Below are 21,316 nucleotides of genomic sequence, written 5' to 3' on the forward strand. Positions count from 1 at the left end.
GAGAACCGAAATGAAGGTAAATGATCGCGTCAGCGTCAAAACCGATGGCGGCCCGCGTCGTGTTGGCACCATTCTGGCTATGGAGCCGTTCAATGAAGGCACCATGTTCCTGGTGGCGCTGGAAGATTATCCGCTGGGCATCTGGTTTTTTAACGAGACCCATCAGCCGGATGGCATTTTCGTCGAGCCTTACCAGGAAGCCTGAGCCTGACGCGCAATAAAAAAGCCGCCTTCCCGTTTGCCGGAAAGGCGGCTTTTTGCTGTCGGAGATTACGCGGCTGACATCAGCCGCTGACGTTTAACCGCTATGACTTCAGAAGGTTTCCCAGTTATCGCTGCCGCCCGCCAGTGCCGGACGGGGTGCCAGAGCCGGTGTCTTTAACGGTGAAGAGACGCGTGCAGCCACACCTGCGGTTGCGGGGGTGTCCTGCAGGCGGAATGCCGCGACCGCCTGCGTCAGTTTACCCGCCTGATCTTCCAGCGAGGCCGCTGCAGCGGAGGCTTCTTCCACCAGCGAGGCGTTCTGCTGGGTGACGTTATCCATTTCGGTGACCGCCTGGCTCACCTGCTGAATACCGCGGCTCTGCTCGTCCGACGCCGCCGCGATCTCCGACATAATATCGGTAACGCGCCGTACGGCTTCAACAATCTCACCCATGGTGCTACCGGCTGCGCCAACCTGATGTGAACCGTCATTGATCAGCGTGACGGACTCTGCAATCAGCGATTCAATCTCTTTCGCCGCCTGCGCACTGCGCTGGGCCAGATTACGCACTTCGCTGGCCACCACCGCAAAGCCACGACCCTGCTCACCGGCACGCGCCGCTTCTACCGCCGCATTCAGCGCCAGGATGTTGGTCTGAAACGCAATGCTGTTAATGACGTTGGTGATCTCAGCGATTTTTTTCGAGCTGCCGGAAATATTGGTCATGGTTTTCACGACGCTGTTCACCAGCTCGCCGCCGCTGCGCGCTTTACCCGAGGCATCCGCGGCCAGCTGGCTGGCGTGATGCGCATTCTCGGCGTTCTGCTTCACCGTGGCGGTAAGCTGTTCCATGCTGGCTGCGGTCTGCTCCAGTGCCGCGGCCTGCTGCTCGGTGCGTGAAGAGAGATCGGTGTTACCGGCTGAAATTTCGCTGGAGCCCTGATAAATCGCGACGGCGCCTTCACGCACCGTACCAACGGTGGTTACCAGCGCCTGCTGCATCAGTTGCAGGTTATGGATGAGCGTACCAATCTCGCTGCGGCCATGGGGCAGGGGAGCGGAGGTCAGATCACCCTGCGCAATGCGTTCGATACGCAGCACCGACTGACGCAGCGGACTAATCACCACGCGGCGCAGGAAGACGAAGGTCAACAGCACCAGCACCAGGGCGGCACTGAATGCCACGGCCATGGAGATAAAGCCGATGCGCGACTGTTGATCGGCCTGGGCGGTAATGGCATTGGCGCGATCAGTTCGGATCTTGATCGCCTTCAGCAACACCGCGTTATAGTCGTCATCCAGCTTGCGGGTGACATCGGTCTCCTGAGCGATGATGCCCTCAAAGCTGCCCTGTTTACCGGATTCAATCATCGGTATCAGGCCTTTAGTAATGTAATCGTTGAAGCGAGCCTGCAGCGTGGCATCCAGTTCCATATCCGCGGGCGTCTTTACTTCACGTGCCTGATAAATCGCGAAGCCATCTTTTGCCTGCTGGATCCGTTTTTCGGCGGCGGCAATATTGGCGCGAAACTCATCCATTTCACCAATACGCGCGGCGGCACCGGCCTGAATAATGGTCAGGCGCGCAGTACGCAGGTGGTTTGAACTGTTAGAGAGGCCCATACGAACCTGGATTTCGTCCGTGGCATCATCGAGGGAGTGATTGCCGGAAATCAGAAAGTAACTGGCGACACCAATACAGAGTGCGAACAGCAGCAAAATGCCGCCGAAGATCAGGCTAAACAGCGGCACCAGGCGGAGATTCTGCCAGATGCCTGCGCTTTTCTGTCCATTATTATCTCGTGCAGTGTTCATATCCTTGCTCTCTTGAGGCTGTTGTTATAAGGCATAACATCGGCAAAAGAGCGTAAAGGCTTAGCAGTAAGAGTGAGACCTGGATCGCAATTCCGGGCAAAAAAAAACCGGCCAGTGAGGCCGGTTCTTCAGATGTTATGCTCAGCGGATATTAACGTAAATACCTGAAGTCACATTATCCGTTAAACGCACCACATGATAAATAACCTGCTTATTATGGGTTTTGATTTTGCGTTTAATATTACCTTTGTGTGACGATACCGTTTTGGCCTTAATTTGCATTTTATCTGAGATCTGGATGGTGTCATGACCTGACATCCACATCTTCAGCATGTTTGACTCAGTCTGGCTCAGCGTTAATGGATGTACGTCCATGCCCGAAGAGATGCGCGCAGACTGGTTAAGCTTCTTCTGCAAATAGGTGCTGAGTAAGGAGTCCAGGGTAGAAGTTTTCATCGATTTTGATGTAATAATCAGGTTCTTACGAACGTAGAGGTATTCCTCAAAATGGATGTTGCTAATCGCCATGAATATAAAGAACAGCGTATCAGGGTGCTGCGTAATAATGCTGCGGATACGTTCACTGGAATCGGATTCATGAATGAAACAATCTTCATTAATAAAGACGACACCAGGGTTTAATTGCTCACATTTTTGCTGTAGTTGCTCAATATCGGAGACAGAAGAGATGTTTTTCTTCTTAACTCCTTTTAAAGACATATAGTCTGATAATCCCAGGCGTGTGTAGTTGCAGGAATCCATAATAATAGTTGGCATAATAGCGACCCTCACCAATTTGTTATCCGTTTAAATCAACGATGAATACGCGTTGCGGTACGAGAGAGATTTCTTAGGTACTTTTTTATTCTGCTCGTGCAGTTTGGCAACGGGCAAACGCCCGTAAAAGTCTTCATCCCTGACCCGTTCTGCAAAAAATTTGTGCTGCCGTGACGTCACACACTCTCCGGCCTTGGCGGGGAATGCCAGTGAAATGTCGGAGGTTAAGTAAGACTCATTTTTTGGGAGCCAGGTCACTATCCCTGAAAACACAGGGTTTTCTGATAGGACAATTCTCAAAAACATTTGTTTTACGAAAGTGTGATGTCTCAGCGTGCGTTGACAATGCCGGAAAAAACATTTTTTAACAAGAAAAATCACCTAAAGATTTTTTTCTTGTAAATTCAGTGTCTTGTCGATTTTGCCTGCACATTCACAGTCTGACAGCTTCTGTGAACCACCCAACTAAAATACGCGAAGCCCGGTTTAATAAGAATTATTTTCAGACTCTCCGCACGTTTATCAGAATTTCCTTAGTTGCATTCTGGAAAACATGGTTCGGAAAATGCACGGATGGTTTTGCGATACTTAAGTATCGTTATGCAAAGATAGTTAGAAACTTAATGTTCAGGGGCGGGATAGTTCTGTCAGGAACACGGCGAGTAAATCAAATACTTCACCGAACAAATGCTCACAGAACGGGGCTAGCAGAGGCATCAGCAAGCTGATGGTTAAAATTCCGACTGATAAGGTAATCGGGAAGCCAATTGCGAAGATTGATAACTGTGGTGAAACACGGTTTAACAAACCCAGTACCAGATTTACCATGAGTAACAAAACGATTAAGGGCAGCGCTAACATCATGCCATTAAGGAAAATTAATCCGCCAGATTTCACCAGTGCCATAAATGCATTGGCATTTAGCGGCTGACCGCCAATCGGCAGCGTATGAAAACTGTCCGCCAGCAGCGAGATCAGCCACAGGTGTCCGTTAAAGGTCAGGAACAGCAACATCGCCAGCATGTCGAGAAAACGGGCCAGCACCGGCATGTTAAGACGGCTGCCAGGATCGAAAAAGGTGGCGAACGAGATGCCCATCTGTAAACCAATCACTTCCCCGGCAAGGCGCACGGCAGCAAAAGCGAACTGCATGGTGAAGCCAAGTGCAATACCAATCAGCATCTGCTGAATCAGCAGCAGGAAGCCTTCAGGGGAAAACAGGGTGACATTGACCGCAGGTAACAACGGCATCAGCAGCCAGGTGATCATCACCGCCAGACCGATTTTGACACGTTTGCTGACGGATCGTTCATTGAGGATCGGTGCGGTGGCGAATAACGCCATGATGCGCACCAGAGGCCAGAAGAACTGGCTGACCCACTGAACCAGCTGGCTGCTGTCGAGAGTAATCATCAGCCGATGATGTAAGGCAGGTTGGTAAAGACGGTGCGGATATAGTCCAGCAGCAGATTCAGCATCCACGGGCCGGCAATGATACCGGTGGTGGCAACCGCCAGAATCTTAGGAATAAAGGATAAGGTCTGTTCGTTGACCTGGGTCGCGGCCTGGATCAGGCTGATCAGCAAACCGCTGACCAGTGCGGCCAGCAGCAGCGGGGCGGCCAGCATCAGGGCGACGCGCATTGCTTCCTGTCCCATTACCATTACTGATTCGGGTGTCATGTGTTGCTCCGGTAAGAAAAGGGGGATCAGGAGTAGAAGCTTTGCGCCAGTGAACCGACCAGCAGTTGCCAGCCGTCGACCAGAACAAACAGCATCAGTTTAAACGGCAGCGCGATGGACGCTGGCGGGACCATCATCATCCCCAGCGCCATCAGCACGCTGGCAACCACCAGGTCGATGATCAGGAACGGGATAAAGACGGTAAAGCCAATCTGGAAAGCCGTCTTCAGCTCGCTGGTGACATAGGCGGGCAGCAGAATACGCATTGGCACCGCTTCAGGACCGGCAATCGGGGCGGTATTCGCCAGACGGGCAAACAGGGCTAAATCCGCTTCACGGGTCTGACGCAGCATAAACTCGCGCAGCGGCTGGGCACCTTTATCAATCGCCACTTCCATGCTGATCTTGTCCTGGCTGAACGGCAGATAGGCATCCTGATAAATTTTGTCGAAGGTCGGTGCCATAATAAAGAAGGTCAGAAACAGCGACAGTCCGAGCAGCACCTGGTTAGGCGGCGCAGAGGGCGTGCCCAGGGCGTTACGCAGTAAACCAAACACAATGATAATACGGGTGAAGCTGGTCATCATCAGCAGCACGGCCGGAATAAAGGTCAGCGCAGTGATAAAGACCAGCGTCTGTACCGGCAGTGACCAGCTCTGACCGCCATTCGGCAGCGAGTGACTCACCAGGCCCGGCAGCTGGGCATGGGCAACCGGTGCCAGTAACAACAGTGGCAATAAAGGAAGCAGTCGACGCATCATTGTGGTTTTCCGGGACGTTTAACCAGGTTCTGTAAAAGCTGACGAAAATCCTGTGGCGCACTGTTAACCGGCGTCACAGAGACCGTTTCACCCGGCGGCAGAGTGTGCAGATGAGTAATCTGCTGTGCGGTGACGCCCAGTACCAGACGGGCATCAGCGGTATCGACAATCACCACCCGCTCACGCTGGCCCACTGAGACGCTGGCTGTGAGTTTAAGCTCCTGGCCGCTGACCTTTTTCGGCGCGAAGCCGACACGGCGTGCCAGCCAGGCGCAGGCCAGAATCAATAAGATAATCACGGCTAACACGCTGCTGACCTGGGCCAGCATGGAGCCGGTCGAGATCGCCTGAGCGTGCGGTGCGGCCGGTTGCAGCGTTTGATTCTGGCTATTCATAATGTAACTCTTTAGCGACTCAGGCGACGCATACGTTCAGATGGGGTGATGATGTCAGTAATGCGCACGCCATATTTGTCGTTCACCACCACCACTTCACCCTGAGCAATCAGGTAACCGTTGATCAGGATATCCAGCGGCTCACCCGCCAGGCCATCCAGTGCCACCACTGAACCCTGCGCCAGACGCAGCAGCTCTTTGATGGTCATTTTGGTGCGACCCAGTTCCACGGTGAGTTTCACCGGGATATCCATAATCAGATCGATATCCTGCAGCGATCCAGCGACGTTGCCGCTGTCGAATGATTTAAAGACTTCGTCGGTCTGCGGCGCACTGCCGCTGCCGACCTGCTCATTCATCGCTTCAGCCCACAGATCGTCCGCAGAGATATCGTCAGACGGTTTATTACTGTCAGTCATGGGGCTGTTCCTCGTTCAGCGAATTCAAAATCGGGTTAATCAGGTGTTCGACACGGAGCGCGTACTGACCATTCATCGTGCCATATTGGCTGGTTAAGACCGGGACGCTATCGACATGGGCGATAATGCGTTCCGGCTTCTCAATCGGCAGCACATCACCGGGTTTCAGCTGCAAAATCCGTGACAGACGCAGTGAGGTTTCGGCAAAGTGAGCGATCAGTTCCAGCTCAGAGTGCTGCACCTGTTTGACCAGGTTATCGCGCCAGTGGTTATCTTCCTGACGTGAGTTTTCGAGCGGTGGATTCACCAGCAGCTCGCGCAGCGGTTCAATCATTGAAAACGGGATACAGATATTAAACTCACCCACCAGGTTACCAATCTCCACCTGGAACGGCGTGTTAACCACGATGTCGTTCGGTGAAGTGGTGATGTTGGTGAACTTTACCTGCATCTCTGAACGTACATACTCGACGTCCAGTGGATAAATGGCCTTCCATGCGTCGCTGTAACCATCCAGCGCCAGCTTCAGCATGCGGCGAATAACGCGCTGCTCGGTATGGGTAAACTCACGGCCTTCGACTTTAGTCGGAAAACGTCCGTCGCCACCAAACAGGTTGTCGACAGCGATAAACACCAGGCTCGGTGAGAACACCACCAGCGCGGTGCCGCGCAGCGGCTTCAGGTGGATCAGGTTCAGGTTGGTTGGCACCGGCAGATTGCGGGCAAACTCGTGATACGGCTGAATCTTGATCGCCCCGACGCTGATATCCGGGCTACGGCGCAGCAGGTTAAACAGCGCCATACGGAAACTACGGGCAAAACGCTCATTAATAATCTCCAGCGCCTGCAGACGCTCGCGAACCACACGACGCTGGGTATTCGGATCGTAAGGACGAATATCGCCTTCCGGTCCGTTTTGTTTCTTTTCTTCTTCCGCACTGCCGCTGTCGCCGTTTAAAAGGGCGTCAATTTCAGCCTGGGAGAGAATGCTATCGCCCATTGATTCACCTCAAAATGAAGGCAGTAAACAGCACATCGTTTACAGCCTGCGGAGGTTGACCTTTTACCAGCGGGGGTGTCAGCGCCTGTTTGATTTGTTCAACAAGCGCCTGCTTTCCTTGCTCTGTCGCCAGCGCCGCAGCGCTCTGACGCGAGAGCAGCAGCAGCAAACGGCTGCGCACCTCAGGCAGATAGTCGTTCATCCGACGCCGGGTATCCTCATCGGGCAGACGCAGGGTAAAGCCTACGTAAAGCACGCGGTCAGGATCGTTGTCGGGATTGACCAGGTTAACCGTAAATGTATCAAGTGCAAAAAAGACCGGAGCGGGAGGCGGTTCAACTTTCGCCACCTCAGGCTTATCGCCCTCATGTTTGTTCATCATTCGCCAGACTGCATAGCCTGCCACGCTGCAAGCGGCCAGCGTCAAAATGAGCAGCACTGGTATTAAGAGTTTACGTTTGCTGCCTTTTTTTGCTTTCGCGTTATCAGACATGGTGCAGTTACTTCCTGTGAATTATGGGCAAGCCTCTCGGCTCACGAGACAGATTATCCGCGTCTTAAGTCAAACCAATGGGTAGAAAAGACGCGGGTTTTACGCTTACCTTCAGCGTTTGCCGCTGTCAGGCGAAAGTGTCGACGGCGCTGTTGCCGCTAACGCGAGCCTGAAGGGCGGCGGGAACGGCGATCGGCGTAATGTCGGTGTCACTGTCCTGGGTGAGGGAGAAGCGGCCATGTTGTCCATCGCGGCGCGCCTCCTGCTGCTGCTGGAATTGCTGGCCCTGCGCGGAACTTTCACTGCTCACCTGACTCTCGCCCAGGTTGATACCGCTCTCTGCCAGCGCGTTGCGCAGCTGCGGTATCGCGGCTTCCAGTGCTGCTCTGACGTGGCTATGGCTGGAAACCAGATTAATTTGTGCCTGGTCGTTATCCAGTTTCAGGCTGATCTGGATAGCGCCAAGGTCTTCCGGATGTAAACGCAACTCCGCGTTCTGCTGGCCGTTGCGGCTGAACATCACAATCTGCTGACTCAGCGCCTGCTGCCACTCGTCGCTACCCAGCTGTGAGTTCAGCATCGGCGTTGACGGCGTGCTGGTGGTCGCGGAGGCGGTCACCTGCGCGGGCAGGCTGCTGGCGGTGGCGATTGGCGTAGCGCTGATCGCGTTATCGCTGGCGCTGGCTTTAATCGCAGCCTGATCATCCTGCTTAACCATGTTGCTCAGCGCCTGCTGGAAACTGCTGTCGAGCGTCAGGCCGCTGCTGGTCGCACTCTGCGCGGCGTTGTTGCTCTGGCTGGCGGCAGTTGTGACGGCAGGTTTGCTCTGTGCGTCGCTTCTGGCGTCAGACTTCTCATCTTCACCTAGTGTGTGGCTCTGCTGCGCGCTGTTCAGCAGTTGCGTCAGCGAGGTCTGGCTTTTCCGGCCGGTATCGGTCTGGCCAATCATGTCGCCCGCTTCACTGCTTACCGGGGTCGACGTGGTGGCTGTGACAGCCGCCACACCTGGTAACATGGCGAACAGCGCCTGCATATTCTGCATATCGCTGGCGCTTAAGGGTGCAACGTCCGGCTTGTCTTTATCATCGGCTGATTTTGACCCACCTTTAATATTTTCCGGCTTAAACAGAGCGGTCAGCGCAGCAGGAATTTCCAGTGCTGCCATCAGTGCATTCAGCGGGGCCTTCGGGCGGGCGTCATCGGCAGTTTCTGCTTTGACGTCAGCGGATTGCGCCGCTTTTCCCTGCTGTTTAGCCAGGCCGAGTAACTGATTTCCCAGTGCGGTCAGAAAGTCCTGCGGCAGGGCATCATCACCCGCAGCAAGGTCAGTTGAGACTGAGGGTTCTGCGTCGGTTTTTACCGTCGCTTTCATAGCAATGTTTGGCAGCGTAATCATTCACCTCTCCTCGATGCGGCCCGTTGGGCAAATTCGTCCATCCGTTTCTGATCGAGACGGTTTTCCTGTCGTAATGCATTTTCCGCTGCGCGCGTAATCAGCGTCTGATAGGCGTTCAGCCGTTGCTGTTTGTCACGCCAGTTGATCAGCGCCTGTTCCAGCCGCTGATTCCAGTTATTAAGCTGGTTACGGTGCTGCTCAATCGCTTTTTCCAGCGTCTGAATAAACTGGTGATAGTTAGTCCAGCGGGTGCTGGCGATGCCCGACGACATGTCATCGTTGAGCTTGTTACGATATTCGTCCTGATAATCGAGCAGCATCGTCAGCTGCTCGTTCGCGGCGTGCTGGCCGCGACGCATATCGCCTAAATAGATGGCAGCGCGTTCGAGATCCTGCTCCGCTAAGTCGCGCAGCGTATCGATGGCATTTGCAGTTTTCATTGCCGTTACCTCGCGTTAATTCGTATGACTAGCCAAACAGCGCATGCAGATGCAGGCTGGCGTCGTCGTAATCACTGCGCTCAAAGATGCCCTGTTGCAGGAAGGCTTCCATTTGCGGATAGAGCGTGATCGCTTTATCAAGCATCGGATCACTGCCTGCGGCATAAGCGCCGACGCTGACCAGATCGCGGTTACGCTGGAAGCTGGAGAGCAGCTGCTTAAACTGGCGCACCCGCGCATAGTGGTTCTCATCGATCAGCGAGGTCATCGCACGGCTGATCGAGGCTTCTATATCAATGGCCGGATAGTGACCCGCTTCGCCCAGCCGACGCGACAGCACAATGTGGCCGTCGAGAATGGCGCGTGCCGAGTCGGCGATCGGGTCCTGCTGATCGTCGCCTTCGGTCAGGACGGTATAGAAGGCGGTGATCGAGCCGCCGCCGTCGATGCCGTTACCGGCACGCTCAACCAGCGCAGGCAGTTTGGCGAATACGGAAGGCGGATAGCCTTTGGTGGCCGGCGGCTCACCAATCGCCAGCGCGATCTCACGCTGCGCCATGGCGTAGCGGGTCAGGGAATCCATAATCAGCAACACATGCTTGCCGCGGTCGCGAAAATCTTCTGCGATACGAGTGGCGTAAGCGGCACCCTGCATACGCAGCAGCGGCGAAACGTCGGCCGGGGCGGCGATCACCACCGAACGGGCGCGGCCTTCAGCGCCGAGAATGTTCTCGATAAAATCTTTTACTTCGCGGCCACGTTCGCCAATCAGACCGACCACAATGACGTCCGCTTTGGTGTAGCGCGCCATCATGCCAAGCAGCACACTTTTACCCACGCCCGAACCGGCGAACAGGCCCATACGCTGTCCGCGACCGACCGTCAGCAGGGCGTTGATCGCCCGCACGCCGGTATCCAGTACGTCGGTGATCGGCGTACGCTGCAGCGGGTTAAACGGCGGGGTGTTCAGCGGCGCGCGATAGCCGGTATCCGGAGACGGCAGGCCGTCCAGCGGACGCCCGCTGCCATCGAGTACGCGGCCCAGCAGTTCCGGCCCCAGCATCATCTGTTTGCCTGCCTGCGGGTTCTCTCCGTTCTGGCGCGCATAGACCCGCGCACCTGGTAAAATGCCGTCCACTTCTTCCAGTGGCATCATCAGCAGCTTCTGACCGTTGAATCCCACCACTTCGCTTTCGACTTCACTGATGGTTTTGCCATCGTTGCGTTCGATTACACAGGTCGCACCCAGCGGCAACTGTAAGCCGGTCGCTTCCAGCACCAGGCCGGTGGCGCGGGTCAGGCGGCCATAACGGCGCACCGGCTGCACCTGGGCGATGCGTTTCTCAAAGGCGTCGAGCGAGCCGAGCCAGCGATTCAGACGAGTAGTCATTACAGTTCTCCCGGTGCAGCAAGGCGGCAGAGTTCCTGCCAGCGCGTCGCGACGCTGGCATCCAGGTCGCCATCTTCCGCGCTGAGTTTACAGCCGCCAGGATGCAGGGTGCTGTCAGCGATCAGCCGCCAGCCGTGCAGATCCAGCGTCGGACCCAGGGTCTGCTCAATGCGTTGTAAGTCATCCGGGTGAACGCGCAGTTGCGGTTTGCCGCTGAACATCGGTTCCTGCTGCAGTAAACCCTGAATCTGACGCAGCAGGGCAGTGCCATCCACCGTGGTCGCCTGACCAATCACCGAACGTGCCGCTTCCAGCGCCAGTTGCATCAGACGAGCCGCAATCACGCTGTCCAGGGATTCCAGCGTGTTCTGGAACTCGGTTACCAGCTGCTGCATACGCGCCTGAAGTGGCGCCTGCTGCTGCTGGGCATCGGCCAGACCCTGCTGAAAACCGGCGTCGTAACCGGCTTTCTGGCCTTCGGTCACACCCTGCTGATAGCCTTCGTTGTAACCCTGGCCCTGAGCCTCTTTGCGCATCTGCTGCTGCAGGCGTTCGAGCTGCTGTTGCTGCTCATCAACGCCATCTTCAGCTTCGTAAATTTCTGGCTGCAGCTCCGGTTCAGCAGGCTCATCGAAACGGCCTAAATCAGTGGGCTGCCACAGCTGCCAGGGGCGCGCAGAAAATGCATCAGACATAAGTTTCCTCGCCACCACCAATCACCATCTCGCCTGACTCGGCAAGGCGGCGTACCACCAGCAGGATTGCTTTCTGTTCGTTTTCCACTGCGGACATACGCACCGGACCACGGTTGGCCAGATCGTCGCGCAGGATATCGGCCGCACGGGCTGACATGTTTTTGAGGAACTTCTCGCGCAGTGGCTGTTCGGCACCTTTCAGTGCAACCAGCAACTGCTCGGACTCCACTTCCTGCAACAGACGCTGGATGCTGCGGTCGTCCACTGCCACCAGGTTTTCGAACAGGAACATCTCGTCGATAATTTTCTGCGCCAGTTCGCCATCGAAGTCGCGTACGGCTTCGATAACCGCCTCTTCCTGCTGCGTTTTCATCAGGTTGATAATCTCGGCTGCGGTTCTCACGCCGCCCATCTTCGCACGCTTGAGGTTGGTGCCATCCAGCAGGCCGTTCAGTACTTCGGTCAGTTCGGCCAGCGCGGCTGGCTGGACACCACCGAAAGTGGCGATACGAAGCATCACGTCGTGACGCAGACGTTCGTCGAAAAGCGCCACAATATCGGCGGCCTGGGCACGCTTGAGGTGGACCAGGATGGTGGCGATGATCTGTGGATGCTCGTCGCGAATAAGGTCGGCAGCGGCCTGCGGCTCCATAAAGTTGAGCGTTTCCATGCCGCTTGTGGTATCGCGCGTTTCGAGAATGTCCTCCAGCAGGCTGGAGGCGCGTTCTTCGCCCAGTGCCCGGGTCAGCACCGAACGCAGGTATTCGTTGGAGTTCAGGCTCAGCGCCGCGAACTGCTCAGCATCCGCTTCGAACTCACGCAGCACTTCAGTCAGTTGCTTATGTGACACCTGACGCATGTTGGCCATCGCGCCGCTCAGGTGCTGGACCTCGCGCTGGTTCAGGTGTTTGAAAACTTCCGCAGCGCGCTCTTCGCCAATGGTCATCATCAGGATGGCGCTTTTTTCGGTTCCGGTCAGACTCATAGCTCTTTACTCATCCATTCGCGAATTACCAGCGCTACAACGCGCGGATCGTTTTCTGACATGTCGCGGATGCGTTGACTCATCACTTCTGCGCTCATGCGGTTGTTAGACTTACGTTCCTGATCCAGCTCATCTTTGCTGAGCTGCACATTAAAGGCTTCTTCTGCCGGCTGCTCAGTCGCTCGGGCAGCAACGGCTTCCGCGGCGGCTTTCTCTGCGGCCTGCTTGCGAACCAGATGCGGACGAACCAGTTTGCGGTAGAGGATGAAGGCTACCAGGGCAATCAACAGCCACTTACCGGCATTCATCAGCTGATCAAAGAACGACTGCTGTTGCCAGAAGGGCAGATCGGTGGTCACCGGTTCAGTGGTGTTGAACTGCGAGTTCACCACGTTGATACTGTCGCCACGGTTCTGGGAGTAGCCCATCGCTTCGCGGGTCAGATCTTCAATCTGCTTCAGCTGCTGTTCGTTCAGCGCAACCGCTTTACCTTTATCATCTGCACGGAAGTTCACCACGACCGCAACCGACAGACGCTGTACGTCGCCAACGTTGACCTTGGTATGACGAATGGTGCGATCCAGCTCGTAGTTCACCGTGTCGTCACGACGCGAGTTGGTCGGTCCGGCACTGGCCGCTGCGGTGCTGGTGGTCTGGTTAGCGTTATTCGCCGCGTTGTTCTGACCGTTAGCATTCTGACCATTGGCGTTCTGGCCATTGGCGGCATTGTTGTTCGGCGTCGTCACCGGCGCAGTGTTAGCTGGCGCAGGCTGGTTAGAGAGCGCGCCCGGCACGCCGCCCGGATAAGGGCTGCCTGACTGGTCGCTGGTGCTGGTCTGACGCGAACGAATCGCTGAGTTCGACGGATTAGCGTTAGGCTGATATTTCTCGTCGGTCTGCTCGGCGGTGTCGAAGTTAATCTGCGCGGTAACCTGCGCATGCACATTGCCCTGACCGAGAATCGGATTCAGGATCGCTTCGATACGTTGCTGGTAGCGTGCTTCAACTTCAGAGGCATACTTGAGCTGTGCATCATTCAGGTCGCGACCGGCGGAATCAGAGCGGGTCAGCAGGCGACCGGTCTGATCGACCACGGTGACGTTGCCCGGCGGTAAACCGGCGACGCTGCTTGAGACCATGTGGGCGATGGCCTGAATCTGGCCTTCATCCAGCGCACGGCCAGGCTGCAGGGTTAAGGTGACAGAAGCGGATGGCGCTTTCTGCTCACGCACAAATAAGGTTGGTTTTGGCATCGCCAGATGAACACGGGCGCTTTTAACCGGGCCGAGTGATTCGATGGTACGAGCCAGTTCGCCTTCCAGCGCGCGCTGGTAGTTAACCTGCTCGCTGAACTGGCTGATACCGAACTTCTCTTTATCCAGCAGCTCAAAACCCACCGAGCCGCCTTTCGGCAGACCCTGCTGAGCCAGACGCAGACGCAGCTCATGCACGTTCGCTTCCGGCACCATCAGCGCGCCGCCATTTTCGGCGAAGCGATAAGGGATGTTCATCTGCGTCAGCTGCGTGACGATGGCACCGCCATCTTCATCTGTAAGGTTGTTATAAAGGACGCTATAGCTGGGCTGCTTCGCCCAGAGCACCATTGCGATCACTATCGCCACAACGGCGGCGGCAGCGACGATTAAAGGAATACGCGGATTTGCGCGCAGGCGAGCGAGCAGGTCACCGAAGCCTTTCTTTTCTTGTTCTGTTGTGGCGGCTGTACTCGCATTCATGACCGATTCCTGCCTGACGTAATTGACCGGGTAAGTTGAGATGGCAAAACAGACTCCCTGACCTGCGTAGATAAAATTTCCACTTCAATGCCAGGCATTATTAGGTGATAAGGAAAATTCGATGGCTGGATAAGGTAGGTTTTTTGCTGTCATTTAGCGGCTTTGTCTCATTGACAACGTGCTAACTTTTCCCCACAGAAAAAATATCATCCTCTTTTATAAGGTATCGTTCATGTCCATTCAGGCAATTGACGGCGTACTGCAGCAGCTTCAGGCGACCTCACTGCAGGCCAGCAACCGCAGCAGTGAAGCCCCTAATCAGATCGATTTCGGTGCAACTATGAAAGCGGCGCTGGATAAGATCAGCGAGACGCAGACCACCGCCCGCACCCAGGCGCAGGATTTTGAGATGGGTAAACCCGGTATCGCGCTTAATGATGTGATGGTCGATCTGCAGAAATCATCAATCTCAATGCAGATGGGTATTCAGGTCAGGAACAAGCTGGTGTCGGCGTATAGCGAAATTATGAATATGCAGGTTTAGTGAGCTGATTCCGCTGAACAAGGCACGCCTGCGTGGAGGCGATGAGGGAGCCAGCATCAACGCCGATCACTTTGCTGAGTCTATGACCCTGTACTGGCGATAATGCAGGTGTCATTGACTATACTGCTCTTTATTACGAGCCGTGCAGCAGGGAACTCACTCTTCGGTGCAGGCGACCCGACACCTCATCACCCATCAGCAGGACGCCAGCCCAATGCTAAAAAAACTTATCCTTATCGCATCGTTAATCAGCTTATCTCTCCCAGCCTTTGCTGCCACGCAGTGCGGGCCGTTCTCTCTTAAACCTGATAAGAGCGGCTGGTTCTCGGTGAATGGAGAACGCGCTAAAACGCAGAAAGTCACCTTTGCGAAAGAGAAGGGCGATTACGACAACGCGACGGTCAAACTGCTGGTGAAAAACAGCAAAGCGCCAGGGATGGTGGATATGGAGCTGACGAACCGTGAGGGCAAAGGGCTGTTAAGAGCTGAAATAGTCCGTACCAGCCAGAGTCAGATCCGCATAAGAGGTGCCTATGATTGCGAACCGGCTAAATAGGCTGAGCTTTGACTGCCCACTCCTGAACATGGTATAGCGCGGAAGCGGGCCTGATAAATACCTTTGAGAGAAGAGTGAGAAAGATTGTCAGGTCAGCGCTTGTGCTCTGGCTGGCCTGACAACATGTGTCATCTCCTCTTCATCCATCCTGCATCACCCACATGCCGACGCTGCATTTAACGTGATGTTTTGCACTGCGCGATCATTGCTGAAACTGCTGTGCTGATATCTGATGCTTTTGGATCATAGTAAAATGTCGCACTGGTCTGATGATGGCTGAACTTTGCAATTTCAACCCAGGCCACGGTTTCATCATCCTGCTCAAGGTTATATCGCCTTGTGCCATCCGGCAGAGGTTCATCCTGCTCCAGATAGAGTCTTTGATCCTGTGCCGCTACGCTAAGGCAGGATTCAACCTGAAAAGGATGACCGTCGAAATAAGCAGTTTTTGTTGTCGGGTGTAATCCAACCCGTCCCATATCTACGCATCCGCCCAACAGACTTATGCTCAGGGCAATAATGATCTTCTTCATGAACGAAACCATCATGGTTATTTTGTAGACCAATAGTATCCGGATATTGATCGTATCGCTCATTTTATTCAAAAATCTGCGCTTAATATTGCTGGCGTTACGGACTAAATGTAACATTCTGCGCAACGCATTATGATGTTAGCAACGGACAGGAACTTAGTAGCCCGCATCAGGTGACTCATGCTGCCTGCTGGTGTTAACCGTTGTCGGATGAATGTCAGGTAAATTATCATTCTAAACCGTTGCTCATTATATCTTTAGTCTGCTTTGAGACGGATGCCCGAAACTCATTGCCTGCAGCGTTTGTTAGCCAGCTTATTATAAACACGGAAAGTTTTACGCAGTATATTACACACACATCAGGTTCACTTAAAACCGGCCCAATAAAAGGCGCTATACCTCGGTTGTGTTACGCATGTTGATGTGTCCTGATGAAATACTTACTACTTAAGTGCCTCTGAATACTATGATTTATGACTGTTTTTTATACTACGATGAAGATATCTTGCTTGAGATGCGTCTGAACACGCTTGAGCACGTTGTTGATCGGTTTGTCATTGTGGAATCACGCTATACCTTTACCGGTAGACGCCGGGAAAAGCTTCATTTTGATATTGAGAAGTTCGAACGTTTCCGCGATAAAATTATTTATATCGTTAACGATATTGCGCCCAGATTTTATCAGCAAGCCTTTAAATCGAATAGTTCTGTGGTTAATGCGGGGGAGACAGATCCCTGGGAAAATGAAGCCACTGCACGTAATCAGATTATGCAAGGGCTGGCCGGTGCGCAGGATGATGATATTGTTATTGTGTCAGACGTCGATGAAATTCCCCGACCCGAGGCGATAAAAGCATTCAGTCATCAACATCTTTGCACGACGCTACATCAGCAATATTTCAATTTTAAATTTAATGTCCGGGTTTTAAATGACGACGGCACACCGCGCTGTGCCACACTGGCGAAAATGGTGACCTGTAAAACGCTGCAAGACTTTTTTATGGGGCAACCGGAATTGCTTCGCAATGTTAAGCGTCGTGGTACACCGATACGCGAGAACTGGTGGCGCTGGAAGTGGCTAAATTTCCGGACAAAAACCGTTAAGAATGCAGGGTGGCATCTTTCCTGGGTAATGAGCGATGAGCGCATCAGTGAAAAAATGTCTTCGATTTCTCATACCGAACGTAACTGCCCCGAATTTAACAATCCGGATCATATACGGCGCTGCGTTGAGAACAATATTGATATCTGGAACCGTCCGCGAAGGATGGAGATAGTGCCGGTGACATCCGAACATTTTCCAGCCTGGCTGGTTGAAAATCAGCACCAGCTTGCCGATCTCATTAAATCTTAACGCTGACCAGCGCGCCCAGCGGGCGCGCCTCTCGCACATCAGCTTGCTTTGTAAGGATCTTTTTTGTCATCCTGGCTGTCATCGTTTTTGCGCGGCACTTCGCCATGATCTTTCGGCGCATCAGTAGCGGGATGATCATCTTCCTCGTATGCATTACCAGCGTTTGGCGCGGCTTCCGGCAGGCTTTTGCTGACATCACCTTCTTTCTTACGTTCTTCATTCGTATTGTGCTTAAACATAACTCTCTCCTTTTATTCCAGTCTCTTAAGTTTAGACCAGCACTGACATCCCGCATGCGCAGCGGATTAAAGAAGAAAAAAAGCCCGCCAGCGGCGGGCTAATCGGAGTTTCTCTCATACTGAACACGTCATTTTTCGATGTTTGGGTGTGTACAGCAGGTTCATGCTAACCGGGAATCCCTGATGCAGTAATGGACAAATCTGTCATGTCGCTTGCGGCAGGTCACATTCCCGTCGATAAACACATCGATAAATAAATTCGATTGAACTGATTAACAAAAGGCATATAGTGTCCTGCGTTACCAGGAGATAGAAATTATGTTAAGAGACTATTTAAAGATTGAAGCTGAAGATCAGTTAATCGAACAACGCTCGCTGAGCCTGAAAAATCGTGGTCAGGAAGAGGTCACCGAATGGATTATTGTCAACCGCCAGGGTGTTAAAAAAGGCGGCGTAACCCTGTTCGATAAACTCAGTACCCGCCGCTCATGGCCCGTCAATTATCGCATTATGCAGACCGATCTGCAGGGTAATGTGGTGGTAGATCAACTGACCGATGCCCTGTAGTTGCCCGGCGATAATCTCAGCCACCGTTGTACAATGAAAAGTGAACCCGCGCCCGGCGGGTTTTTTTATAGCTGGCGGTAGCGTCGCAGTTCCACCAGCGTACCAATCAGCTTCACGCTGTCCCGGCTGGAATGCAGCTCAGGGAAGTTGATATTGACCGGTGCCAGTTCAAACTGCATGACGCCATTTTCAATGCCGCGCTGACGCCAGGTGCGTAGCAGCGCGGCCTGTTGCTGCAATACCAGCACGCAGTCGCCGGGCTGAGGTGACTGCCTGGGATCGATGATCACCACATCATTCCGCAGAATCGCGGGCGTCATCGCCTGTTCTTCCACCCGGAAGGCAAAGCTCTGCTGCGAAAGCGCCATGTCGTTGTGCATCAGCAATTCATGCCGGACGGAACCGGCCTCGTTCAGCCATTGCGGCACGTCGCGCTGTGCAAGCAGTGGGATCTGGTGCAGACCACTCCAGGCGCTTTCGCTGAAAACAGGACCATCCCCATCTATCAGAAAAGCCGGTGCGCAACCCAGCGCTTCGGCGAGCCGCAGCAGGTTCTCACCGCGCGGCAGCGTCTCTTCTTTTTCCCATTGCGAAATCGCCACATGGGACACTTTTACCTGTTGCGCCAATTGCTTCTGCGTTAACTGCAGCGATTTACGTCGGAGTCGGATGCGGTCACCCAGCGTTTCGTTTTTCATAAGCTTGACTTTTTGGTTGAGAGTGACTTAAGTATACTTAAGCCTGGTATTTAAGCAATCTTAAATTTCATGCGGGGGACGTGGCTAAGCAGCACGCAGTAAGTTCCAGAGACCTTACCGTACAAAGGGGTGTGGCATGGAAAGTAGTCTGATTACCAGTATGGGTGCGTTAGTTCTGGGTGGGGGGGCAGCAGCACTGTTCTGGAAACCGTTATTGGCGGGAATAGCGTCAATCGTAACCAGTAATCGAGCCGGCGGCGAAATTATTACCAGCTACAAAGAGCAGGTGGTGTTGCTGAAAGAGAGCAACGTGCTGATACGGGAGGAGAACGATGAACTACGCGAACGGCACGACAGGAATCTGCGGCGTATCTCGACACTCGAAACGGATCTTCGGTTAATCAAGAATGCGGTAGGGATTTTACTGGCAATGACCGAAACCGATCAGAACGATAAATTTCGTAATGAGATTGATCGGCTTATCTCAACTCTGGAGGATCGCAGTGATGGCCATGATTAATAGCACTAAGGCACCTATGTCTTACCGGCGCAAAGTTATCCTCGGCTGCGTATTGCTGAGCTGTTCGATGATTTGCATCCTGATGACGATCATTTTTCTCTACGTCAGTAACACCGCAAACAAGCGAGTCGAGGAGATTCGGGCGGATTATCGCTTAATTGCGGCGCGGCGTGATGACAGAGTGGAGTTGCTGACCGATCAGGTTACTGTAATACAGCATAAGCTGGATGCAATACCAGATCGCATAGCCGACAAAACGGTCATAAAAGTCAAAGAGGTCGTCACTGAGAGTGAGGTACCAGCAGAGAAATCCGGTCAGAAACCATAACTTCCGATTATTCTTAATGCGGCTTCGCTATTATCGACTAGTTTTAAATCTCCGGGCAACATTTTGTACCTGAATGCAGGCCCGCTGATTGGCCGGTTGATGAACCGCTAAGCCTACTCACTTTGGATAAATGACCAGAAGGAAATTTAGCATGAGCGATTCAACAGAAACCAAAACCAAAACTGAATATCTGCGTGACGTGACTTCTCAGCTAAAAGAGATGCGTCACTATGCTCAGACCAACACCGAAACCCTTTCCAGCCAATGGTTAGCGTTTGATGCCGGTGAGTATAAAGACAAGACCAACGCCGACCGAATCGATGCGCTGCTCAATAAGCAGGGTAAACTGCTGGAAGATCTGGATGCCGCGATTCAGGACATCGAGATTGAAATTAATCACAGCGAGCAGGAGAGCTAAGTCATCTCCCGCTAACTGATGTGGTGGCCGTTAAGGGATTAATCGGCCACCAGCCACATTTCCGCTTCGTCGAACATCTCTTCAACAATTCGCGCAACCGTCGCTTTATCGTTCTTACTCAAATCAGTATCAATCGCATTACGTTCCATCGGCTTGACCTTAACTTCAATGTCAGGAAACACCCGATGCACCCGCTTTTCCAGCTCCTCACGAATCATCTCGCGGGCACCCGGTAAACCGGCAACGTTGCGCTTGTCATAAATCAACTCAACAAACATGATGGCAATCCATTCAGGGCAAAATCGCTGACATATAATACTGTAAATAAAAACAGTGGCAAGGCGGCGTGCCCGATTTCGCGTAAATTTTTATCTCGCATAAACCTCAATCTTCGACTAGCAAAATGCGCACGCATCGCGACATAATGGCGGCTTACTTTTAGGAGGTCCGCGATGCGACAACTGGTAATTGATATTCTGCTAAAACTGGCAAAGATGGACGTCGATGCAAAAGAGTTGACGGCGCAACTTGAAGCGCAGTCTCTGCTGGTTGCAGCGCTGCTGGTGCAGGCGAAACAGGACAACTCGCTGACCATTTCAGAAACGGTGCAGGATGCCATTATTACCGCGTCGAAATCTTCGACCGATTTTCTGCAGTCTGATGTGGATCTGCTGCTGACGCATATTAATCGTCTGCTGGCGGTAGCAAGTTATGTTGAAGTAAAGGGTAAGGCGACGGAAGGTGAGGGGTAGGGGCGGATAAAAAATTCGCCTCTGGAGGTGGAATTGAGACAACACCTGCAGAGGCAGTGCATAAGCACTATTCGTTAAAGGACAATCACGACCTTAGTCGCACGCCGAAGTTATACACTTTCCCCCGGTTAGTACAACTTTATCTGCAGTGCCGGAACTGGTTGGAGGTGTTTGCAATATACAACTTCAGCGCGGCCCTGATTATAGCTCGTTTTTGATGCAAAACTCTTCCCAGCTCATCCCCAGCGACTCAGCATGAGATTTGAGATAGGTCTCGATAGCTTCAGCCGCCACCGCTTTATCCGGCTCAGCGAGCTGAATAGAAAAGATCATTCCATCCAGATTCTTCTGCCGCAAAAAGGCCGCATAGATGCGCTCGGCATGCCATTCGCGCAGCTGTCGCAGTGACAGGTTAGCTGCACGGGCGTCGCTCTCTGTTAATTCATCAAGTGCAGACTGAAAGTCGGGATGCGCGGTAAAAAACATCTCGCGCGCCTGGGCATAGTAGGCTTCTGGCGTTTTCATATTCATATTCCTGAAAGTCTGTTGCAGCGCGTCAGTGTAGCGGGTTGTCTTCCGCTTGTCAGGCGTGACAACGGCGGGGCTTTGCATCAGTTC

General features: G+C 53.4%; 29 protein-coding genes. 9 read left to right on the forward strand and 20 right to left on the reverse strand.

The features are described from left to right. The first annotated feature begins 10 nt into the window (after positions 1 to 10). The gene (dsrB, locus tag ACR8BN_RS07755) at positions 11 to 205 is read left to right on the forward strand and encodes a protein DsrB (RefSeq protein WP_010247689.1); all 195 of its coding nucleotides are present in this window, start codon (positions 11 to 13) and stop codon (positions 203 to 205) included. Between the two features lie 108 nt (positions 206 to 313). On the opposite strand, the gene ACR8BN_RS07760 is transcribed toward dsrB, so the two are convergent. The 15 genes from ACR8BN_RS07760 to fliF all read right to left on the reverse strand — a co-directional run bounded on the left by ACR8BN_RS07760 (position 314) and on the right by fliF (position 14,189). Next, positions 314 to 2,020: a methyl-accepting chemotaxis protein gene (locus ACR8BN_RS07760; protein WP_083068887.1), complete on the reverse strand. Its 1,707-nt coding sequence runs from the start codon at positions 2,018 to 2,020 to the stop codon at positions 314 to 316. Positions 2,021 to 2,161: 141 nt separating this feature from the next. After that, the gene (gene rcsA, locus ACR8BN_RS07765) at positions 2,162 to 2,797 is read right to left on the reverse strand and encodes a transcriptional regulator RcsA (RefSeq protein ID WP_010247685.1); all 636 of its coding nucleotides are present in this window, start codon (positions 2,795 to 2,797) and stop codon (positions 2,162 to 2,164) included. A 627-nt stretch (positions 2,798 to 3,424) separates the two neighbouring features. Continuing rightward, a complete protein-coding gene (gene fliR, locus ACR8BN_RS07770) occupies positions 3,425 to 4,210 on the reverse strand; it encodes a flagellar biosynthetic protein FliR (protein WP_010247683.1) in 786 nt (261 codons plus the stop codon). Then, a complete protein-coding gene (gene fliQ, locus ACR8BN_RS07775; protein ID WP_003854466.1) occupies positions 4,210 to 4,479 on the reverse strand; it encodes a flagellar biosynthesis protein FliQ in 270 nt (89 codons plus the stop codon). The genes fliR and fliQ overlap by 1 nt, the downstream gene beginning before the upstream one ends. Before the next feature lie 26 nt (positions 4,480 to 4,505). After that, positions 4,506 to 5,237, reverse strand: a complete 732-nt coding sequence (gene fliP, locus ACR8BN_RS07780; protein WP_010247675.1) for a flagellar type III secretion system pore protein FliP — start codon at positions 5,235 to 5,237, stop codon at positions 4,506 to 4,508. After that, positions 5,237 to 5,635 carry a flagellar biosynthetic protein FliO gene (gene fliO, locus ACR8BN_RS07785; protein ID WP_424997315.1) on the reverse strand — a complete coding sequence of 133 codons (399 nt, stop codon included), beginning with the start codon at positions 5,633 to 5,635 and terminating at the stop codon, positions 5,237 to 5,239. The genes fliP and fliO overlap by 1 nt, the downstream gene beginning before the upstream one ends. Positions 5,636 to 5,646: 11 nt before the next feature. Continuing rightward, the gene (gene fliN, locus ACR8BN_RS07790; protein ID WP_010247669.1) at positions 5,647 to 6,054 is read right to left on the reverse strand and encodes a flagellar motor switch protein FliN; all 408 of its coding nucleotides are present in this window, start codon (positions 6,052 to 6,054) and stop codon (positions 5,647 to 5,649) included. Further along, a complete protein-coding gene (fliM, locus tag ACR8BN_RS07795; RefSeq protein ID WP_003854473.1) occupies positions 6,047 to 7,054 on the reverse strand; it encodes a flagellar motor switch protein FliM in 1,008 nt (335 codons plus the stop codon). The genes fliN and fliM overlap by 8 nt, the downstream gene beginning before the upstream one ends. A gap of 4 nt (positions 7,055 to 7,058) precedes the next feature. After that, positions 7,059 to 7,547 (reverse strand): flagellar basal body-associated protein FliL, encoded by a 489-nt coding sequence (fliL, locus tag ACR8BN_RS07800; RefSeq protein WP_039388789.1) that lies wholly within the window; start codon positions 7,545 to 7,547, stop codon positions 7,059 to 7,061. A gap of 127 nt (positions 7,548 to 7,674) precedes the next feature. Further along, positions 7,675 to 8,943 carry a flagellar hook-length control protein FliK gene (locus ACR8BN_RS07805; RefSeq protein WP_434747490.1) on the reverse strand — a complete coding sequence of 423 codons (1,269 nt, stop codon included), beginning with the start codon at positions 8,941 to 8,943 and terminating at the stop codon, positions 7,675 to 7,677. After that, positions 8,940 to 9,383: a flagellar export protein FliJ gene (gene fliJ, locus ACR8BN_RS07810; protein ID WP_003854478.1), complete on the reverse strand. Its 444-nt coding sequence runs from the start codon at positions 9,381 to 9,383 to the stop codon at positions 8,940 to 8,942. The genes ACR8BN_RS07805 and fliJ overlap by 4 nt, the downstream gene beginning before the upstream one ends. Positions 9,384 to 9,411: 28 nt before the next feature. Then, complete coding sequence (fliI, locus tag ACR8BN_RS07815) at positions 9,412 to 10,773, reverse strand: flagellar protein export ATPase FliI (RefSeq protein ID WP_434747491.1); 1,362 nt, start codon at positions 10,771 to 10,773, stop codon at positions 9,412 to 9,414. Continuing rightward, positions 10,773 to 11,468 (reverse strand): flagellar assembly protein FliH, encoded by a 696-nt coding sequence (gene fliH, locus ACR8BN_RS07820; RefSeq protein WP_010247652.1) that lies wholly within the window; start codon positions 11,466 to 11,468, stop codon positions 10,773 to 10,775. The genes fliI and fliH overlap by 1 nt, the downstream gene beginning before the upstream one ends. Further along, complete coding sequence (gene fliG / locus ACR8BN_RS07825) at positions 11,461 to 12,453, reverse strand: flagellar motor switch protein FliG (RefSeq protein ID WP_010670853.1); 993 nt, start codon at positions 12,451 to 12,453, stop codon at positions 11,461 to 11,463. Before fliG ends, fliH begins: the two co-directional genes overlap by 8 nt. After that, positions 12,450 to 14,189 carry a flagellar basal-body MS-ring/collar protein FliF gene (gene fliF / locus ACR8BN_RS07830; RefSeq protein ID WP_039388782.1) on the reverse strand — a complete coding sequence of 580 codons (1,740 nt, stop codon included), beginning with the start codon at positions 14,187 to 14,189 and terminating at the stop codon, positions 12,450 to 12,452. Before fliF ends, fliG begins: the two co-directional genes overlap by 4 nt. A 232-nt stretch (positions 14,190 to 14,421) precedes the next feature. Between fliF and fliE the strand changes: the two genes are divergently transcribed. Both fliE and ACR8BN_RS07840 read left to right on the forward strand, forming a co-directional pair. Further along, complete coding sequence (gene fliE / locus ACR8BN_RS07835) at positions 14,422 to 14,733, forward strand: flagellar hook-basal body complex protein FliE (RefSeq protein WP_003854485.1); 312 nt, start codon at positions 14,422 to 14,424, stop codon at positions 14,731 to 14,733. A 214-nt stretch (positions 14,734 to 14,947) separates the two neighbouring features. Further along, complete coding sequence (locus ACR8BN_RS07840) at positions 14,948 to 15,289, forward strand: hypothetical protein (protein ID WP_031593409.1); 342 nt, start codon at positions 14,948 to 14,950, stop codon at positions 15,287 to 15,289. 176 nt (positions 15,290 to 15,465) lie between these two features. Here the strand turns inward: ACR8BN_RS07840 and ACR8BN_RS07845 are convergent, their stop codons facing one another. Next, positions 15,466 to 15,822, reverse strand: a complete 357-nt coding sequence (locus ACR8BN_RS07845; protein ID WP_031593410.1) for a hypothetical protein — start codon at positions 15,820 to 15,822, stop codon at positions 15,466 to 15,468. A gap of 466 nt (positions 15,823 to 16,288) precedes the next feature. On the opposite strand from ACR8BN_RS07845, the gene ACR8BN_RS07850 reads away from it, so the two are divergent. Continuing rightward, on the forward strand, positions 16,289 to 17,176 hold the full coding sequence (locus tag ACR8BN_RS07850; protein ID WP_434747492.1) for a benzoate transporter: 888 nt from the start codon (positions 16,289 to 16,291) through the stop codon (positions 17,174 to 17,176). 38 nt (positions 17,177 to 17,214) lie between these two features. Here ACR8BN_RS07850 and ACR8BN_RS07855 read toward each other — a convergent pair whose 3' ends face one another. Further along, on the reverse strand, positions 17,215 to 17,415 hold the full coding sequence (locus tag ACR8BN_RS07855; RefSeq protein WP_010247636.1) for a hypothetical protein: 201 nt from the start codon (positions 17,413 to 17,415) through the stop codon (positions 17,215 to 17,217). 318 nt (positions 17,416 to 17,733) lie between these two features. Between ACR8BN_RS07855 and ACR8BN_RS07860 the strand changes: the two genes are divergently transcribed. Beyond that, on the forward strand, positions 17,734 to 17,982 hold the full coding sequence (locus tag ACR8BN_RS07860; protein WP_031593414.1) for a hypothetical protein: 249 nt from the start codon (positions 17,734 to 17,736) through the stop codon (positions 17,980 to 17,982). 65 nt (positions 17,983 to 18,047) lie between these two features. On the opposite strand, the gene ACR8BN_RS07865 is transcribed toward ACR8BN_RS07860, so the two are convergent. Beyond that, positions 18,048 to 18,680: a helix-turn-helix domain-containing protein gene (locus ACR8BN_RS07865; protein ID WP_424997318.1), complete on the reverse strand. Its 633-nt coding sequence runs from the start codon at positions 18,678 to 18,680 to the stop codon at positions 18,048 to 18,050. 136 nt (positions 18,681 to 18,816) lie between these two features. On the opposite strand from ACR8BN_RS07865, the gene ACR8BN_RS07870 reads away from it, so the two are divergent. The 3 genes from ACR8BN_RS07870 (at position 18,817) to ACR8BN_RS07880 (ending at position 19,946) form a co-directional block, all read left to right on the forward strand. Further along, on the forward strand, positions 18,817 to 19,200 hold the full coding sequence (locus ACR8BN_RS07870; RefSeq protein WP_031593416.1) for a hypothetical protein: 384 nt from the start codon (positions 18,817 to 18,819) through the stop codon (positions 19,198 to 19,200). Continuing rightward, positions 19,187 to 19,528: a hypothetical protein gene (locus ACR8BN_RS07875; protein ID WP_425029070.1), complete on the forward strand. Its 342-nt coding sequence runs from the start codon at positions 19,187 to 19,189 to the stop codon at positions 19,526 to 19,528. Before ACR8BN_RS07870 ends, ACR8BN_RS07875 begins: the two co-directional genes overlap by 14 nt. Positions 19,529 to 19,679: 151 nt before the next feature. Further along, positions 19,680 to 19,946 (forward strand): hypothetical protein, encoded by a 267-nt coding sequence (locus ACR8BN_RS07880; RefSeq protein WP_031593418.1) that lies wholly within the window; start codon positions 19,680 to 19,682, stop codon positions 19,944 to 19,946. Positions 19,947 to 19,984: 38 nt separating this feature from the next. On the opposite strand, the gene ACR8BN_RS07885 is transcribed toward ACR8BN_RS07880, so the two are convergent. Next, a complete protein-coding gene (locus tag ACR8BN_RS07885; protein ID WP_003854508.1) occupies positions 19,985 to 20,224 on the reverse strand; it encodes a DinI-like family protein in 240 nt (79 codons plus the stop codon). A gap of 174 nt (positions 20,225 to 20,398) precedes the next feature. Here ACR8BN_RS07885 and iraP point away from each other — a divergent pair, with 174 nt between their 5' ends. Further along, positions 20,399 to 20,698 carry an anti-adapter protein IraP gene (gene iraP / locus ACR8BN_RS07890; protein WP_031593419.1) on the forward strand — a complete coding sequence of 100 codons (300 nt, stop codon included), beginning with the start codon at positions 20,399 to 20,401 and terminating at the stop codon, positions 20,696 to 20,698. A 201-nt stretch (positions 20,699 to 20,899) separates the two neighbouring features. Here the strand turns inward: iraP and ACR8BN_RS07895 are convergent, their stop codons facing one another. Next, the gene (locus ACR8BN_RS07895; protein WP_008926858.1) at positions 20,900 to 21,223 is read right to left on the reverse strand and encodes a DUF6388 family protein; all 324 of its coding nucleotides are present in this window, start codon (positions 21,221 to 21,223) and stop codon (positions 20,900 to 20,902) included. Between the last annotated feature and the right edge of the window lie 93 nt (positions 21,224 to 21,316).

It is taken from the genome of Pantoea sp. Lu_F5_004 (assembly GCF_051136245.1).
Lineage (GTDB): Bacteria > Pseudomonadota > Gammaproteobacteria > Enterobacterales > Enterobacteriaceae > Pantoea > Pantoea agglomerans.